At 66.0% G+C, this 14920-nt stretch carries 13 protein-coding genes, 1 tRNA gene and 1 riboswitch; of the genes, 9 read left to right on the top strand and 5 right to left on the bottom strand.

Going from position 1 to position 14920, the window contains the following annotated elements; all coding sequences use genetic code 11:
* The first annotated feature begins 171 nt into the window (after positions 1 to 171).
* On the top strand, positions 172 to 1062 hold the full coding sequence (locus tag B1A87_RS14555) for a DsbA family protein (RefSeq protein ID WP_078029698.1): 891 nt from the start codon (positions 172 to 174) through the stop codon (positions 1060 to 1062).
* 137 nt (positions 1063 to 1199) lie between these two features.
* A tRNA-Thr gene (locus B1A87_RS14550) sits at positions 1200 to 1276 on the top strand.
* Positions 1277 to 1302: 26 nt separating this feature from the next.
* On the opposite strand, the gene B1A87_RS14545 is transcribed toward B1A87_RS14550, so the two are convergent.
* On the bottom strand, positions 1303 to 1650 hold the full coding sequence (locus tag B1A87_RS14545) for a hypothetical protein (RefSeq protein ID WP_078029697.1): 348 nt from the start codon (positions 1648 to 1650) through the stop codon (positions 1303 to 1305).
* 100 nt (positions 1651 to 1750) lie between these two features.
* On the opposite strand from B1A87_RS14545, the gene B1A87_RS14540 reads away from it, so the two are divergent.
* The 3 genes from B1A87_RS14540 to B1A87_RS14530 all read left to right on the top strand — a co-directional run bounded on the left by B1A87_RS14540 (position 1751) and on the right by B1A87_RS14530 (position 3333).
* A complete protein-coding gene (locus tag B1A87_RS14540) occupies positions 1751 to 1975 on the top strand; it encodes a hypothetical protein (protein ID WP_078029696.1) in 225 nt (74 codons plus the stop codon).
* Positions 1976 to 2097: 122 nt separating this feature from the next.
* Positions 2098 to 2400 (top strand): DUF4193 domain-containing protein, encoded by a 303-nt coding sequence (locus B1A87_RS14535; RefSeq protein ID WP_056627517.1) that lies wholly within the window; start codon positions 2098 to 2100, stop codon positions 2398 to 2400.
* Positions 2401 to 2784: 384 nt separating this feature from the next.
* A complete protein-coding gene (locus B1A87_RS14530; RefSeq protein ID WP_078029695.1) occupies positions 2785 to 3333 on the top strand; it encodes a hypothetical protein in 549 nt (182 codons plus the stop codon).
* A 139-nt stretch (positions 3334 to 3472) separates the two neighbouring features.
* On the opposite strand, the gene B1A87_RS14525 is transcribed toward B1A87_RS14530, so the two are convergent.
* From B1A87_RS14525 to B1A87_RS14515, 3 genes are read right to left on the bottom strand one after another with little or no spacing between them, the layout of a single operon-like run.
* Positions 3473 to 5047 carry an APC family permease gene (locus B1A87_RS14525; RefSeq protein WP_078029694.1) on the bottom strand — a complete coding sequence of 525 codons (1575 nt, stop codon included), beginning with the start codon at positions 5045 to 5047 and terminating at the stop codon, positions 3473 to 3475.
* Between the two features lie 29 nt (positions 5048 to 5076).
* Positions 5077 to 6102, bottom strand: a complete 1026-nt coding sequence (locus B1A87_RS14520) for an agmatine/peptidylarginine deiminase (RefSeq protein ID WP_078029693.1) — start codon at positions 6100 to 6102, stop codon at positions 5077 to 5079.
* Positions 6099 to 7148, bottom strand: a complete 1050-nt coding sequence (locus B1A87_RS14515) for a nitrilase-related carbon-nitrogen hydrolase (protein WP_078029692.1) — start codon at positions 7146 to 7148, stop codon at positions 6099 to 6101. Before B1A87_RS14515 ends, B1A87_RS14520 begins: the two co-directional genes overlap by 4 nt.
* A gap of 207 nt (positions 7149 to 7355) precedes the next feature.
* On the opposite strand from B1A87_RS14515, the gene B1A87_RS14510 reads away from it, so the two are divergent.
* On the top strand, positions 7356 to 7835 hold the full coding sequence (locus B1A87_RS14510) for a Dps family protein (RefSeq protein ID WP_078029691.1): 480 nt from the start codon (positions 7356 to 7358) through the stop codon (positions 7833 to 7835).
* A gap of 148 nt (positions 7836 to 7983) precedes the next feature.
* On the opposite strand, the gene B1A87_RS14505 is transcribed toward B1A87_RS14510, so the two are convergent.
* Positions 7984 to 9561 (bottom strand): MFS transporter, encoded by a 1578-nt coding sequence (locus tag B1A87_RS14505; protein ID WP_078029690.1) that lies wholly within the window; start codon positions 9559 to 9561, stop codon positions 7984 to 7986.
* Between the two features lie 67 nt (positions 9562 to 9628).
* Between B1A87_RS14505 and B1A87_RS14500 the strand changes: the two genes are divergently transcribed.
* From B1A87_RS14500 to gcvT, 3 genes are all read left to right on the top strand, one after another.
* On the top strand, positions 9629 to 10168 hold the full coding sequence (locus tag B1A87_RS14500; protein ID WP_078029707.1) for a TetR/AcrR family transcriptional regulator: 540 nt from the start codon (positions 9629 to 9631) through the stop codon (positions 10166 to 10168).
* Positions 10169 to 10271: 103 nt separating this feature from the next.
* Positions 10272 to 10370: riboswitch (glycine riboswitch) on the top strand.
* A gap of 191 nt (positions 10371 to 10561) precedes the next feature.
* On the top strand, positions 10562 to 13423 hold the full coding sequence (gcvP, locus tag B1A87_RS14495; protein WP_395940251.1) for an aminomethyl-transferring glycine dehydrogenase: 2862 nt from the start codon (positions 10562 to 10564) through the stop codon (positions 13421 to 13423).
* Between the two features lie 12 nt (positions 13424 to 13435).
* Positions 13436 to 14584, top strand: coding sequence for a glycine cleavage system aminomethyltransferase GcvT (gcvT, locus tag B1A87_RS14490; RefSeq protein WP_078026895.1), 1149 nt, complete (start codon positions 13436 to 13438; stop codon positions 14582 to 14584).
* Positions 14585 to 14920: the final 336 nt, after the last annotated feature.

Below are 14920 nucleotides of genomic sequence, written 5' to 3'. Positions count from 1 at the left end.
CTGGGGTTGCTTGTGACTCTGAGTCAACCCTAACGGGCCGGAATCTTCCGTGCTATTCGTCCGTTGGGCACGCTGAAGGAATACTTGAAAGCGCAAGCTCTGGGGTTTCCCCCTAAAATGGGAGAGTTGCCCCCGGGTGGTCCGCACCTGTCCGATCGACACGAGGAACTAATGAGCCCCGCAAACGAAGCACGCAAGTCCAAAGCAGACCGCACGGCAGAGGCCCGCGAGAAAGCCCGCCAGATCCGCGAGGAACAGCTGAAAAAGGACAAGCGGAACAAGCTGCTGATCGGATGGGGCATCGTCGTAGCAGTGGTTGCCATCCTCGCTGTCGTGGCCCTCGTGGTCAGCACCAGCCTCAAGAACAACGCTCCCGTGGCGGACCAGGGCCCGACTCCCGCCAACGGCAACGTCCACGGCGGCGTCACCCTGCTGAAGGGCTCAGAGGTAGCAAAGTCGGAGGCCGGCACGGTGAACATCGCCGATCTTCCGTCGGCGCCCGCCACCCCTCCCGCCACGGTGAAGGCCCCCGGTGCGGATGCTGAGGCCGGCAAGCCGGTGAAGGTGGTGCTGTACATCGACTTCATCTGCCCCGTGTGCAAGAACTTCGAGGCCCAGTACAACGAGACCCTGACCAAGCTCCGCGACGAAGGCAAGATCACCGTGGAATACCGTCCCCTGGGCTTCCTCGACAGCCGCTCCACCACCAACTACTCCTCCCGCGCAGCCAACGCCGCGGCGTGTGTGGTGAACGAATCCCCGGAGAAGTACTCGGATTTCGTCAACGCACTGTTTGACAAACAGCCGGCCGAAGGAAGCGCCGGCCTGTCCGACGACGACCTGAAGAAGATGGCCACGGAAGTCGGCGCCAAGAACATCGACTCGTGCATCGATCAGAAGACCTACCGTCCCTGGGTGAAGTACACCACCCAGGAAGCGGCGGCCATTGGCGTCTCGGGCACACCGACCGTCATCGTGGACGGCAAGCAGTGGGGCAAGGGCGACAGCGCGCAGACCGACTTCCCGGCCTTCGTCGACGCGGCCATCAAGGCCAAGGCCTAACCGCGGCCAGCCAGCCCGAATGAGCTGACGGCCCGGTTCCCGGATTTCCGGGAACCGGGCCATCGCCGTTTTTACCAGCAGGCCGTCCTTGGGCTAACCTTATCTAGCGCCTTCGCGGCGCCAGCCCTGACGGGCGCGCCTCCTTAGCTCAGTTGGCCAGAGCACCGCTCTTGTAAAGCGGGGGTCGTCGGTTCGAATCCGACAGGGGGCTCCAAAAGCGGCCGGGACCGGCCGGCGGCATCAGTCCGCGTCAATCTCGTCCAGCAAATCCTTGGCCGCCTTGCGGATGTCGTCGTGATCGTGCTGCGCGGCCCTGCTCTCCAATGAGATGACGGCGCAGCGGTGGACTTTCCTGAAGTCGCCGAACGGGAAACTCACGCTCCCCTTGGTGCCGTCCGACTGCTCACGGTCGATCCCGAGGTGCCACTTCGAAAACTCGGCAAACCCGTGCTGGTCGATGAACGCGTTTTCATCCTCGGTCGAGGGGGCGTGCTCGCTCCAGTCATCACGGACATCCCGCTCGACCTTGCCTTTCTTCACAAGCTCGCGGGCGTGTTCCAATGCCTTGCGGTTCAGCTTCGTGGCCATCAGGTGCCTCCGCACTGGTCGAAGTGGTAGTACGAGTAGATTTACCCCGCGGAGACGCTGCCGAAACGTGGCCACAACACGGGGCGCCTACCTTTGCACCATGACCACCACATTGACCCCGGCCAGAGCACTGCTGACGAGGCTGCGCGACACCGTCGCAGACGCATGGTTCCTGGCCCGTCTTCCCACCACCGAGGAGCAGGCCGCGGACGCCCTCTCGGAGGTCACTCGCTGGGCCTGGCTGCCTGCCCTGAGCGGCATTGCCGTCGCGGGAGACCACGCGCGAAAGGCTCACCAGGATGCCGCCGGCAGGAGAGCGGAATAGCCCCGCCACGCCGGTAAATGTCGCGTTGCGCACACTATTCCTCAACCTGCTGCTTAATGACCTAAACTGCTTCACTGAGGTGCCTGAAATGGCGCTGCGCAGCAACGAAAGTGAACAACGCTATGGCTACCGATTACGACGCCCCACGCAAGACAGAAGAAGAGTCTCCCTCCGAATCTCTGGAGGCCCTGCAGGCGTCCCGTGGCGGCGGCGCCCAGACCGCAGTCATCGACGTCGATGAGAACGACACCGCCGAGGGCATCGACCTTCCGGGCGCTGATCTTTCCGGCGAAGAACTGACGGTCATTGTTGTTCCCGAGCAGTCCGATGAGTTCACCTGCTCCTCCTGCTTCCTGGTCCGTCACCGGTCCCAGGTGGCACGCGAAAAGAACGGCATGAAGTACTGCCGCGACTGCGAAGGCTAATACCGCCCCAGGCGTTTCGCCCTTTCCGCAGCAAGCCACGCGAGACGCCGGCGGCCCCTCAGGGGTGGCCGGCGCCTCGCTTTTTTGTGTCCATTTCTTTGTCGCCTTTTGGCATTCCCAAAGGCTGCTGCGACGCCGGCGGCGCCCCGCTCCGCCATTACGGCGCTGGCGCGCCGGATAACGGCCGTTATGAGCGATAACGGCCAAATGGAGGAACGGCCACAAACGCCTTTCGATGCCCCTAAAAATGCCCCCGGAATCACGGCCCTGTAATCGGTTTGCGGCGAGATTAACGGTTGTGCCCCGAAGCGGATACATCCCTCGTTTAAGGGTTTCCGCGCTCCTACGCTTGATCTATCCAATCACTCGAGGGGGTGGCCAAAAATGAAAAAAATTCACGCTTGGCTGACAGCTATCCTTATGGCTGTCGGACTAGGCCTTCTGGCTCCGGGGCCCGCCTCCGCAGCCACTTACTGTGGACTCGCCTGGGGCTCGCTAGCGGAGTCCAACCGGACCATGAGCACCGCATCGGTAACCAATGTACGGACGGGGCAGCACTACTGCTTCGACCGCCTGGTCATTGATCTCAAGGGCAAAGCCCAGGGATACAACGTCCGCTACGTCTCCAAGGTGGTCCAGGACGGCTCCGGCCTGCCCATCACCATGAGGGGTGGCGCGTTCCTGCAGATCACTGCCAACTCGCCCGCCTATGACAACGCCACTGGCAAGGCAACCTTCATTCCGGCCAACCGGTCCGAGGTGACCAACGTTTCCGGTTACCAGACCTTCCGGCAGGTTGCCTGGGCAGGAAGCTTTGAGGGCTACACCAGCCTGGGTCTCGGTGTCCGCGCGCGGCTTCCGTTCCAGGTATTCACACTGGCCGGACCGGGCTCAGGCTCGCGCCTGGTCATCGACGTCGCCCACTACTGGTGACATCCCGGCGTCGCGAGACGACGGCGTCCCTGGACCGGCGACGCACTGATTAGCACAGCAAATGCCCCGCCCCCGGCAAACCGGGAAGCGGGGCATAGCTGTGCTGCTTTCTGAGCGGCCGGCCGTGCCAGCCCTGCTGCTATTCCGGAACCACCAGCGCCGGAGTGTCCTTGCGGATGGTGTCTCCGCGGAAGAACCCGGGCTGCAGCCGTGCCATGATCAGCATGAACACGATTCCCAGGGCGAGGATTCCGACGCCGAGCACGAACACCAGCCCCACGCCGAAGATCTCCGAGCCGCTCCCGAATTCCGGGGCCCAGCTGTCCGCGGCGGTCTGCAGGAAGACGACGAGCAGGCCGATGCCGCCGAGCAGCGGGCACAGCAGGCGCAGCAGGAAGTTGCGGGCGCTGCTGAAGACGCTGTTGCGGAAGTACCAGGCGCAGGCGAACGCCGTCAGCCCGTAGTAGAAGCAGATCATCAGGCCCAGGGCGAGGATGGTGTCATTGAGGACGTTCTCGCTGATCACATGCATGACGGCATAGAACCCGGCGGACAGGACGCCCGCCGCGACGGTGGCGAATCCCGGCGTCGAAAACTTCTTGCTCATGTGGCTGAACGGCGCCGGCAGGGCGCCGTAGTGGGCCATGGCGAGCAGGCTCCGCGACGGCGAGGTGAACGTGGACTGGAGCGATGCCGCCGAGCTGGAGAGCACGGCCAGCGACATCAGGATGGCGAAGGGGCCCATGACCGGGGACGCCAGGGCGGTGAAGACGTTGGCGTGGTTTTCCTCGTTGTTCAGGCCGATCCCCGTGTCCCCGACGCCGGCGAACATCATGGTGGCGATGGTCACCAGCAGATAAATGCCGAGGACGACGACGGCGGTCAGTGTGCCTGCCAGGCCTGCGGTTTTCTTGCCGTTTGCGGTTTCCTCGTTGACGGTCAGGCACACGTCCCAGCCCCAGTAGACGAAGATGGACAGCGAGATCCCGGCCGCGATCTGGCCGAAGGTCTCGATCTTGGTGACGTCGAACCACTCCCAGCTGAAGGGGATTGCGGTTTCTGACGTGGACCAGTTGGCGAAGGCCAGTCCTACGAACAGGCCAAGGACCAGCAGCTGGAAGCCCACCAGCCCGTACTGCACCACCTTGGTGGTGTGCAGCCCCCGGTAGCTGACCCATACGGCCAGGGCGACGAAGACGATGCATGTGAGCACATTCAGCGGCTTGTTCGCAGCGAGGTCCGCCAGTTCCGGAGACCCGGTCAGCTGCGCCAGGAACAGGTAGAAGAAGTCCACGGCCACGCCCGCAAGGTTGGAGAGCACAATGATGTTGGCCGCCAGCAGTCCCCAGCCGCCCATCCAGCCGACCCACGGACCGAACGCCTTGGTGACCCACGTGAACGTGGTGCCGCTGTCCGGGGAGTCCGCGTTCAGCTCGCGGTAGGCCAGGGAAACCAGGATCATGGGGATGAAGCCGATGAGGAAAATGACGGGCAGCTGAAGCCCGGCCTCGTTGACGGTGGGGCCCAGGGCGCTGGTCAGCGTGTAGGCCGGCGCAATGGTCGAAATGCCCAGGACGACGACGGCGAGGAGGCCCAGCTGCCCGCCCTTCAGTCCCTTTCCGGTAATGCCGTGCGAACGGCCGGCGGCCGGGCCGGCGGCACCGGTGGCGGTGACTCCGCCGACGGCGGAAGTGTCGCGGGTGGTTTGGCTCATGACTGACCCTTTCTGGGAAACAGCTGGTTCTAGTTGGCAGCGGGCTGCTGCTGGGTGATGCAGTGGATGCCGCCGCCGCGGGCGAAGAGCTCGCGTGCATCGATTCCCACGACGCGGCGCCCGGGATAGGCATCGGAGAGGATGCGGAGGGCTTTCTCGTCGTTGGGGTCGCCGAAGGTGCAGGCTATGACCCCGCCGTTGACCACGACATGGTTGATGTAGCTGTAGTCCACGAACCCTTCCGGGTCCGTGAGCGTTTCCGGGGCCGGAACTTCGATGATGTTCCACTCTCGGCCGGCGGCGTCCCTGGTGGTGGACAGGAAACTGATGATGTCGCGGCTGACGCCGAAGTCGGGATGTGCCGGATTCTGCTGCGAATGGACCAGCAGGGTGCCGGGTGACGGGATGGCGGCCACAATGTCCACGTGGCCCCGCGTGCCGAAACGCTCCGAGTCGCGGGTGAGGCCGCGGGGAACCCAGATCACGTGCGTGGCGCCGATGGTCCTGGCCAGCTCGGCCTCGATCTCTGCCTTGCCGAGGCCGGGGTTGCGGCCCGGATCCAGCTGCACCGTCTCGGTGACCAGCACGGTTCCCTCGCCGTCCACCTGGATCCCGCCGCCTTCGTTGACCAGCCTGGACACGAGATGCCGGGCCCCGGACCTGCCGGCCACCTCGGCGGCGATGAGCGCGTCCTTGTCCCACCGGGCCCAGTCCTGCGCGCCCCAGCCGTTGAAGACCCAGTCCACGGCGCCGAGCCGGCCGCTGCCGTCCAGGACAAAGGTGGGGCCGATGTCGCGCATCCAGGCGTCGTTCAGTTCGGCGGTGAGCACCTCAACGGCAGGATCCAGGTAGCGGGCGGCGGTCCCGACGTCGGCCGGGTCAACCACCACGGTGACCGGCTCGAATTCGACGGCGGCGTTGGCGACGGCGGCCCAGACTGAACGCGCTGCGTGGGCGTCTTCCGCTGTGTCGCCCAGTGTGTAGCCGCCGGTGGGGAACGCCATCCAGAGCCGTTCCTGGCGTGCCGTCTCGGCGGGCATGCGCCAGTGGCTCATGCGGTCACCTCGGCAGGCACGGAGCCGCTGATTGAGCTCGTCGAGATCCCGAACGGCGCGTCGTGGCGAACCGGTTCGGTGAGCCGGGCGTAGGTGTCGGGGCGCCGGGTGGTGAGGAACGGGAACAGGGTGAGCCAGTCACGGCGCTGGTCCAGGTCAAGGTCCGCGACAAGCACTGCCGATTCGTCGCGCGGCGCCTGGACCAAAATCCGCCCGTAGGGATCGGAGATGAAGGAGGACCCGTAGAAGTTCAGGCTGTCCTCCTGGCCCCAGCGGTTGGGGACCACCATGAACAGACCGTTTGCGATGCCGTTGCCCACGATGACCTGCTGCCACAGGGACTGCGTGTCGAAGGCCGGGAAGAGCGGCTCGGAGCCGATCGCCGTCGGATACACCAGCAGTTCGGCGCCGCCCAGTGAGTACATCCTTGCCAGCTCCGGGAACCATTCATCCCAGCAGGTGGGCATGCCGAGCTGCGCGCCGCCGAGTTCGGCGGGGGAGTAGACCTGGTACGCGTCCTCGGCTGGCGGGCCTTGGCGGAAGAACCTGTCTTCGTAGTAGCCGTCAGTCACGGGGATGTGGAGCTTATGCGTCCTGGCCAGGAGCTCGCCGGCCGGGGAGACCAGGATGGACGTGTTCAGGCCCAGGCCGTCGTCCTTGCCGTCCGGGTTCCCGGCCCGCTGATAGAGGGAAGCGTGGACGCTGATGCCGTTCCGCCGGGCGGCTTCGGCGGCGAAGCGGAAGGTGGGGCCGGTGAGCAGGTCTTCGGCATCGTCCGAGGGACGCGGCCGGGTTTGTCCGGCCCTGCTCAGGTCATTGACCGGAACCTGGTCCGCCGGGTAGCGGGACAGGGTGAGCTCCGGCAGGAAGACCACAGTAGCGCCGAGGCGGGCCGCACGGTCGATGCCGTCGTTGAGTTCGGCGCGCACGGCAGCGGCGCTGCTGTGCCAGCGGTGCTGAACGACGCCTACCCGCAGAGGAGGGCGCGAGGACGGCGCTGTCCGGGCTAGCGATGCGGGCGAGTCGAGGCAGGTGATTTCAATCATGTTGACTACTCCAGTGAGACGACCGTCACTAAATGAATGACGTTCATTTAGTATGCACAGTGAGGAGGCGCCTGGCAAGGGTTATGTGAATACCGTTCATTTATGACCGGATAGTAAGTAAGCTGATGGTGAAATTTGCAGTGCATCCTCCCGCCCGCGAGGCCCCTGCGGTAGCGTCGAAACCACTGGACCAATCGAGGAGGATTCATGAAAGCTTCACCGACACTGACCAACAACTTGCAGGCCGTGCTGGCCGACCTGATCGAACTGCACATCCAGGGCAAACAGGCGCACTGGAACATCGTGGGCACCAACTTCAGGGACCTCCACCTTCAGCTTGATGAGATCGTCGACGCGGCGAGGGCGTTCGCGGACGACATGGCGGAGCGCATGCGGGCGCTGCACGCCCTTCCCGACGGCAGGAGCGAGACCGTGGCAAAGTCCACGAGCCTGGCCCAGTTCCCCCAGGGGCTCATCAATACCAAGGATGCGATCGACCGCATCGTGGCAGCACTTGAAGCGGCCGTCGGCACCATGCGCAAGGTGCATGACGAAGTGGACGAGGAAGACCCCACGACGGCGGACCTGCTCCACGCCTTCATCGAGAAGCTCGAGCAGTACGCCTGGATGGTTGGCGCCGAGAACATGAAGGCTTCGGCGAGCGTCACGCAGCCTGACGGCAAGTAGGCGGCGGCAGGCAGGCAGCGGCGGGCTGAGCTGCCGCCCGCCAGGCGTAAGGCCCCGGAGCATCTCCGGGGCCTTAAGCATGCACCCGGCGGATTGCGGCGGCCGACACCGCAGCCGCGGTGACGGCCCGCCGTCGGCCAGCGCACGCCTACTTGGCCTTGGGGACTTTCCGCAGCACGACGGCGGCAAGGGCCGCCGCTCCCGCCATCAGTACCAGCGCAATGGCCGCAGTGACGTGGACGCCGGAGTCGAACGCTGCACGGGCCGCTGCGGCGAGGGACTCGGACAGCGGCGCGGGCAGCGTTCCCGCCAGTTCCATCGCACCGGCGAGCGTTTCCCGGGCCCGGTCCGCCGAATCGGCCGGGGAGGCGTGCGTAACGGCGTCGGGCAGCATGAGGTGCCGCTGGTACGACGCCGTCAGGATCGATCCCAGAACCGCTGTCCCCAGGAGGGACCCCACTTCATAGCCGGTCTCGGAAATCGCCGCGGCCGCCCCGGACTTCTCCGGCGGGACGGCGCCCAGGATCAGGTCGTTCGAGATGGTTTCAGCGGCGCCCACGCCCAGGGCCAGGAGCAGCAGGGCCCCCAGCAGCAGCGCCGGTCCGGCCGAATGGTCGCCGAACGCCACAACGCTGTAGCCGGCCGCGCTCAGCGAGAGGCCGCCGGCCACCACGAACCCGGGCCGCACCTTCCGCACCAGCGGCACCACGAGCAGGCCCGCCGTCACTGTGGCGGTCAGCGCGGGGATCATCGCGGTCCCGGATGCCGACGGCGACATGCCCTCCAGCAGCTGCAGGTGCTGGGCGAGGAAAAGGATGAATCCGTTGAAGGAGAACAGCGCCAGTACATTCGCCGTGATGGCTGTGCTGAACACCCGGTTCCGGAACAGCGACATGTCCAAAAGCGGCGATTCCAGCCGCTGCTGGCGCCGGACAAAGAGGAAGCCCATGGCAGCGCCGAATGCGATGATGGCCAGCGGCTGCACGCCCGTACCCTCCGTGGCAAGTTCCTTGATGCCGTAAACCACCGGCACCATCGTCAGCAGGGACAGCAGGATGCTGGGCGGGTCCACGCGGCCGGGGCGGGGGTCCCTGGACTCCGGAATGAAGGAGGGGCCGAAGGCAAGCAGCGGCAGCATGATGGGCATCGCCACCAGCAGTATGGCGCCCCACCAGAACTCCTCCACGAGCCAGCCGCCGAATATCGGGCCCAGGGCGGCGCCGCCGGAGAAGCCGGCAGCCCACACCGCCACCGCCAGCCGGCGCCTGCCCGGATTCGGAAAAATGTTGCGGATCAGGGACAGCGTGGACGGCATGAGCATCGCGCCGAAGAGGCCCAGCGCAGCGCGGCCGGCAATCAGCCATTCCGCGCTCGGAGCAAATGCGGTGGCGGCCGAAACCGCGGCAAAGCCCGTGGTGCCGATGAGGAGCAGCCGGCGGCGTCCGATCCTGTCGCCCAGGCTGCCCATGGCCACCAGCAGGCCGGCCAGGACCAGGGCGTACGAGTCCACGATCCACAGCAGCTGCACGCCTGAGGGGTCCAGGCTGCGGGCGATGGCCGGCAGCGCAAACGTCAGCGCGGTGTTGTCCACGGCCACCAGGAGGACCGGGAACATGAGGAGCCCAAGGGCAATCCAGTCGCGCACACCGCCGTTGACGGGTATGGGCTGCCCGATGTCCTCGGAGGTGGTCCGGCTGTGCTTCTGGGTGGTTGAGGCGGTGGTCATGCAGTAACTATACCGTCTGGACGGTATAGTTATAAAATCGGCTGCCTGAGCAGGCATGATGGGAGCCATGGCCAGAAAACCAGTCGCGCGCGGCGCCGTCCTCGATGCCTTTGAATCGCTCCTCATTGAGGTGGGGGAGAGGGCTGCCACCCTCGACGCCGTCGCCGGCCGCGCGGGCGTCTCCAAGGGCGGGCTGCTCTATCACTTCCCGAACAAGGAAGCCCTGATCGGCGTCCTGCTGGACCGTCTGGACGAGCACGCTGAGGCGGATGCCCAGGCCATGGCAAAGGCGCCGGAAGGTGCTGCCGCCTACTTCATCAAGTCGTCAGTCTGGGCGGACACGCCGCTGGACCGGGTCATCGTGGCCGCCACGCGCCTCGCCGAGGTTGCCCACGAGGAGACCCGGCGCCGTTTCGCCCACATCCAGCAGCGCTGGCTCGCTGAGATCGCCAAAGACGTGGGTCCCGGACTCGCGAAGGCGGTGCTCTACATGGGGGACGGCCTGTATTTCAATGCCATGCTGTCGATCGGGCCGGCGGCCACTCCCGCCGAGACAGCCGCCGACGTCGAGAGCCTGCTCGGCGCGCTGGAACGGCTCCGCGGCTAGCCCCCGCCACGCCGTCCGGCCCCCGCGAGACAGTTTGCGGCCGCCTTCCGGACGTAGGAGAATAGCCCCTGTGACTGTTGTCATCGCTAATTGAATATGCCTTTGATCTGCGGCGGGAGAGTTCTGCAAGTAGGTACAAGCAGGCGCCGTAGGAGCAAATCCTCCCCAGGAATCTCTCAGGCCCATGTACCGCCGCGGCAAGGCAACTCTGGAAAGCAGCAGGCTGCCCATCTGGAATGTTCCGTAACTACCCGGAGTGTTCAGGGCATGCTGTGCTCACCGACGGTGCAAGCGGGGCTGTGCAAAAGCACGGCCGCGCGGAAACTCTCAGGTCCAATATACAGAGCGGGGAGGAACCCGAATCGATGTGGCGTACCCTGCGCCGCCTGAGTTATGGAGTTCCTTTTGACTGTCAATTCAGCCTCCACTTCCTTCGTTGACCGCCATATCGGCGCGCGCCGCGAAGCCGACGTCGACGCCATGCTCAAGGCTGTCGGCTACGACACCGTTGATGCGCTGGTTGACACGGCAGTACCCAAGGACATCCGCCAGGACTCCCCGCTGCAGCTCGCCCCGGCACTCAGCGAAGTCGAAACCCTCGCCGAGCTGCGCAAGATCGCCGCGAAGAACAAGACGGCCGTGCAGATGATCGGCCAGGGCTACTACGACACCGTCACGCCGCCGGTGATCCGCCGCAACATCCTCGAAGCCCCGGCCTGGTACACGGCGTACACCCCCTACCAGCCGGAGATCTCCCAGGGCCGGCTCGAGGCGCTGCTGAACTTCCAGACCATGGTGCAGGACCTCGTGGGACTGCCCATCGCCAACGCGTCGCTGCTGGACGAAGCGACCGCCGTGGCCGAGGCCGTGCTGATGATGCGCCGCGCCAACAAGAACAAGGAAGCCCACGACGGCAAGACCGTCCTGGACGCCGACTGCCTGCCGCAGACCATTGCGATCGTCAAGGGCCGCGCCGAAGCGCTGGGCTTCGAAGTCGAGGTTGCGGACCTCTCCAAAGGACTGCCCGACGGCGTCATCAACGGCGTGGTCCTGCAGCAGCCTGGCGTTTCCGGCCGCGTCTTCGACCACTCCGAGGTCATCGCCGCCGCCAAGGACCGCGGTGCGCTCGTGACGGTGGCTGCGGACCTCCTGTCCCTCACACTCATCACGCCTCCGGGCGAACAGGGCGCGGACATCGCCGTCGGCTCGGCGCAGCGCCTGGGCGTTCCGCTCTTCTACGGCGGCCCGCACGCTGCCTACATGGCCGTCCAGAAGGGGCTTGAGCGCTCCATGCCGGGCCGTCTGGTCGGCGTCTCCAAGGACTCGGCCGGCGTCCCCGCCTACCGCCTTGCCCTGCAGACCCGCGAGCAGCACATCCGCCGTGAAAAGGCTACGTCCAACATCTGCACCGCCCAGGCGCTGCTGGCCATCGTCGCCTCGATGTACGCCGTCTACCACGGCCCGGAAGGCCTGAAGGCGATCGCCGAAACCGCCCACGGCCACGCCAAGACCATTGCCGCCTCGTTGAAGGCCGCCGGGCTGGACGTCCTGCACACGAGCTTCTTCGACACCGTGACCGTGTCCGTTCCGGGCAAGGCCACCGGCATCATCGCCGAGGCCGAGGCACGGGGGATCAACCTCCGCAGCATCGACGCCGACACGGTGGGCATCTCCACCGATGAAACGACGACGGCGGCAATCGTCGCGGACGTTCTCGGCGCCTTCGGTGCCAAGGCCGTTGACGCGACGGACGCATTCTCCCTCGACACCGCCGTCGAACGCTCTTCCGCGTACCTGCAGCACCCGGTGTTCAACACGCACCGCTCCGAGACCCAGCTGCTCCGCTACGTGCGCCGGCTCTCCGACCGCGACCTCGCGCTGGACCGCACCATGATCCCGCTGGGCTCGTGCACCATGAAGCTGAACGCGACCGCCGAGATGGAAGCCATCTCCTGGCCGGAGTTCGCCTCGATCCACCCGTTCGCGCCGGATTCGCAGACCGAGGGCTGGCGGGAACTGATCGCCGACCTCGAGGCGCAGCTGACCGAGATCACCGGCTACGACCAGGTGTCCATCCAGCCGAACGCCGGCTCCCAGGGCGAGCTCGCGGGCCTGCTGGCCATCCGCGGCTACCACCTGTCCCGCGGCGATGCCCAGCGCAACATCTGCCTCATCCCGGCCTCGGCGCACGGCACCAACGCGGCCTCCGCGGTGCTGGCGGGCATGAAGGTTGTTGTGGTGGCCACGGCCGCCGACGGCACGATCGACCACGCGGACCTGAATGCCAAGATCGAGCTGCACAAGGACGCGCTGTCCGCCATCATGATCACCTACCCGTCCACGCACGGGGTGTACGACGCCGACGTCCGCGAGGTCTGCGACGCCATCCACGCAGCCGGCGGACAGGTCTACATCGACGGCGCCAACCTCAACGCCCTCGTGGGCCTGGCCCAGCCGGGCAAGTTCGGTGGCGACGTGTCCCACCTGAACCTGCACAAGACCTTCTGCATCCCGCACGGCGGCGGCGGACCGGGCGTGGGCCCGGTCGCGGCCAAGGCGCACCTGGCACCCTTCATGCCGGGCAACGCGGCTGATCCGGCCAACGGCGCGGACGGCACCCCCATCTCCGCCTCCAAGTACGGCTCCGCCGGCGTCCTGCCGATCTCGTGGGCCTACGTCAAGCTCATGGGCGGTGCTGGCCTGACCGACGCCACCAAGTCCGCGCTGCTCGCCGCCAACTACGTCGCGGCCAGCTTGAACGACTTCTTCCCGGTCCTGTACACCGGCGAGGGCGGGCTCGTGGCGCACGAGTGCATCCTTGACCTGCGCGCACTCACTGCCAAAACCGGCGTCACCGCCGAGGACGTTGCCAAGCGCCTGATCGACTATGGCTTCCACGCACCCACGCTGGCGTTCCCGGTGGCCGGCACGCTCATGGTTGAACCCACGGAATCCGAAGACCTGGGCGAAATCGACCGCTTCATCAAGGCCATGATTGCCATCCGGGCCGAAATCGACCAGGTGGCAAACGGTGACTTCACCGTTGAAAACAGCCCGCTGCGCAACGCGCCGCACACCGCGGCGGCGGTCATCAGCTCGGACTGGGCCCGCGAATACCCGCGCGAGCAGGCAGTCTTCCCCGTCCACTCCCTCAAGCAGGACAAGTACTTCCCGCCCGTGGGCCGTATCGACGGTGCCGCAGGGGACCGGAACCTGATCTGCTCCTGCCCGCCCATCGAAGCCTTCGAAAGCTGAGGATCCGCTCCCATGCCTGAGAACTACACAGCCCTCTACGAAGAGCACAAGAAGCTGGGTGCGTCCTTCACCGACTTCGGCGGCTGGCAAATGCCGCTCAAGTACAGCTCCGAACTGGCCGAACACCACGCGGTCCGCAAGGCCGCGGGCATCTTCGACCTCTCCCACATGGGCGAAGTCTGGGTGACCGGCCCCGGCGCGGCAGCATTCCTGGACTATGCCCTGGTGGGCAAGATTTCCGCGATGTCCGTCGGCAAGGCCAAGTACTCGCTGATCTGCAACGAGGACGGCGGCATCATTGACGACCTCATCGTGTACCGCCGGCCGGCTGCTCAGGACGGAACGGACACGTTCCTCGTGGTGCCCAATGCCGGCAACGCCAAGGTGGTGGCCGAGGCCCTCGCCCAGCGCTCCGCCGGGTTCGATGCCGTGGTCGAGGACGTCTCCGCGGCCACATCGCTGATCGCCGTCCAGGGCCCCAAGGCCGAGGAAATCCTCCTCCGCCTGGTTCCTGCCGCGCAGCACGAGCTCGTCACCGGCCTGAAGTATTACGCCGCGGTCGAGGTTCCCTTCCTTGTGGCTGGCACCGGCCAGGAGCTGCTGCTGGCCCGGACCGGGTACACCGGCGAGGACGGCTTCGAGATCTTCGTGGACAACGACGACGCCGCCGCCCTCTGGCAGGCCATCATCGCCATTGCGGATGAAGGGGAGCTGACGCCCGCCGGCCTCGCCTCGCGCGATTCGCTCCGCCTCGAAGCCGGCATGCCGCTCTACGGCAACGAACTGTCACTCGAAGGTGACCCGTTCGCCGCCGGTCTCGGTCCCGTCGTCGCGCTTTCCAAGGAAGGCGACTTCGTGGGCAAGGCAGCATTGGCCGCCAAGAAGGAAGCAGGGGCCGGCGCCACGTCGGGCCGCAAGCTCGTGGGCCTCAAGGGCCTGGGCCGCCGCGCAGGCCGCGGGCACTACCCGGTGCTCAAGGACGGCAACGTTGTTGGCGAAGTGACCTCCGGACAGCCCAGCCCCACGCTCGGGTACCCGGTGGCCATGGCCTATGTCGACGCCGAGTTCACCGAACCCGGCACCGCCCTGGACATCGACCTCCGCGGCAAGGCGGAGCCGTTCGAAGTCGTCGCACTGCCTTTCTACAAGCGCCAAAAGTAGGTCCCGTCCGCCCGGGTACCTATCGGTACCCGGGCGCCTCAGCGGTCCCGGCTCCGGGGCCGGCAGGCCCCAGTTTTCACGCGTGCTGCTCCTTCGTCGCTTTGACGCACGCTTTCGAAAACCGCGGCCAGCCAGCTCCTCGAGGGCAGGTCACCTTTTGAAAAACCGCTATGACAGGATTGCCGCCGGTTCCGGCGCCTTTGAAAGCCAAAGGTGCTGGGGATGAGCCGCCTACCGAGGGTCGGCTTCTCCTGAACCCAAAGCCACACTTTCTTCCGAGGAACCGTTGGCTTCTCGGAAAACTGTTGGCGGCCAGAACTGAAGCAGGGGATCGGC

This window comes from Arthrobacter sp. KBS0703 (assembly GCF_002008315.2).
GTDB lineage: Bacteria > Actinomycetota > Actinomycetes > Actinomycetales > Micrococcaceae > Arthrobacter.
The sequence above is the reverse complement of the archived record's forward strand: the minus strand, read 5'-3'. Positions and strand labels throughout refer to the sequence as shown.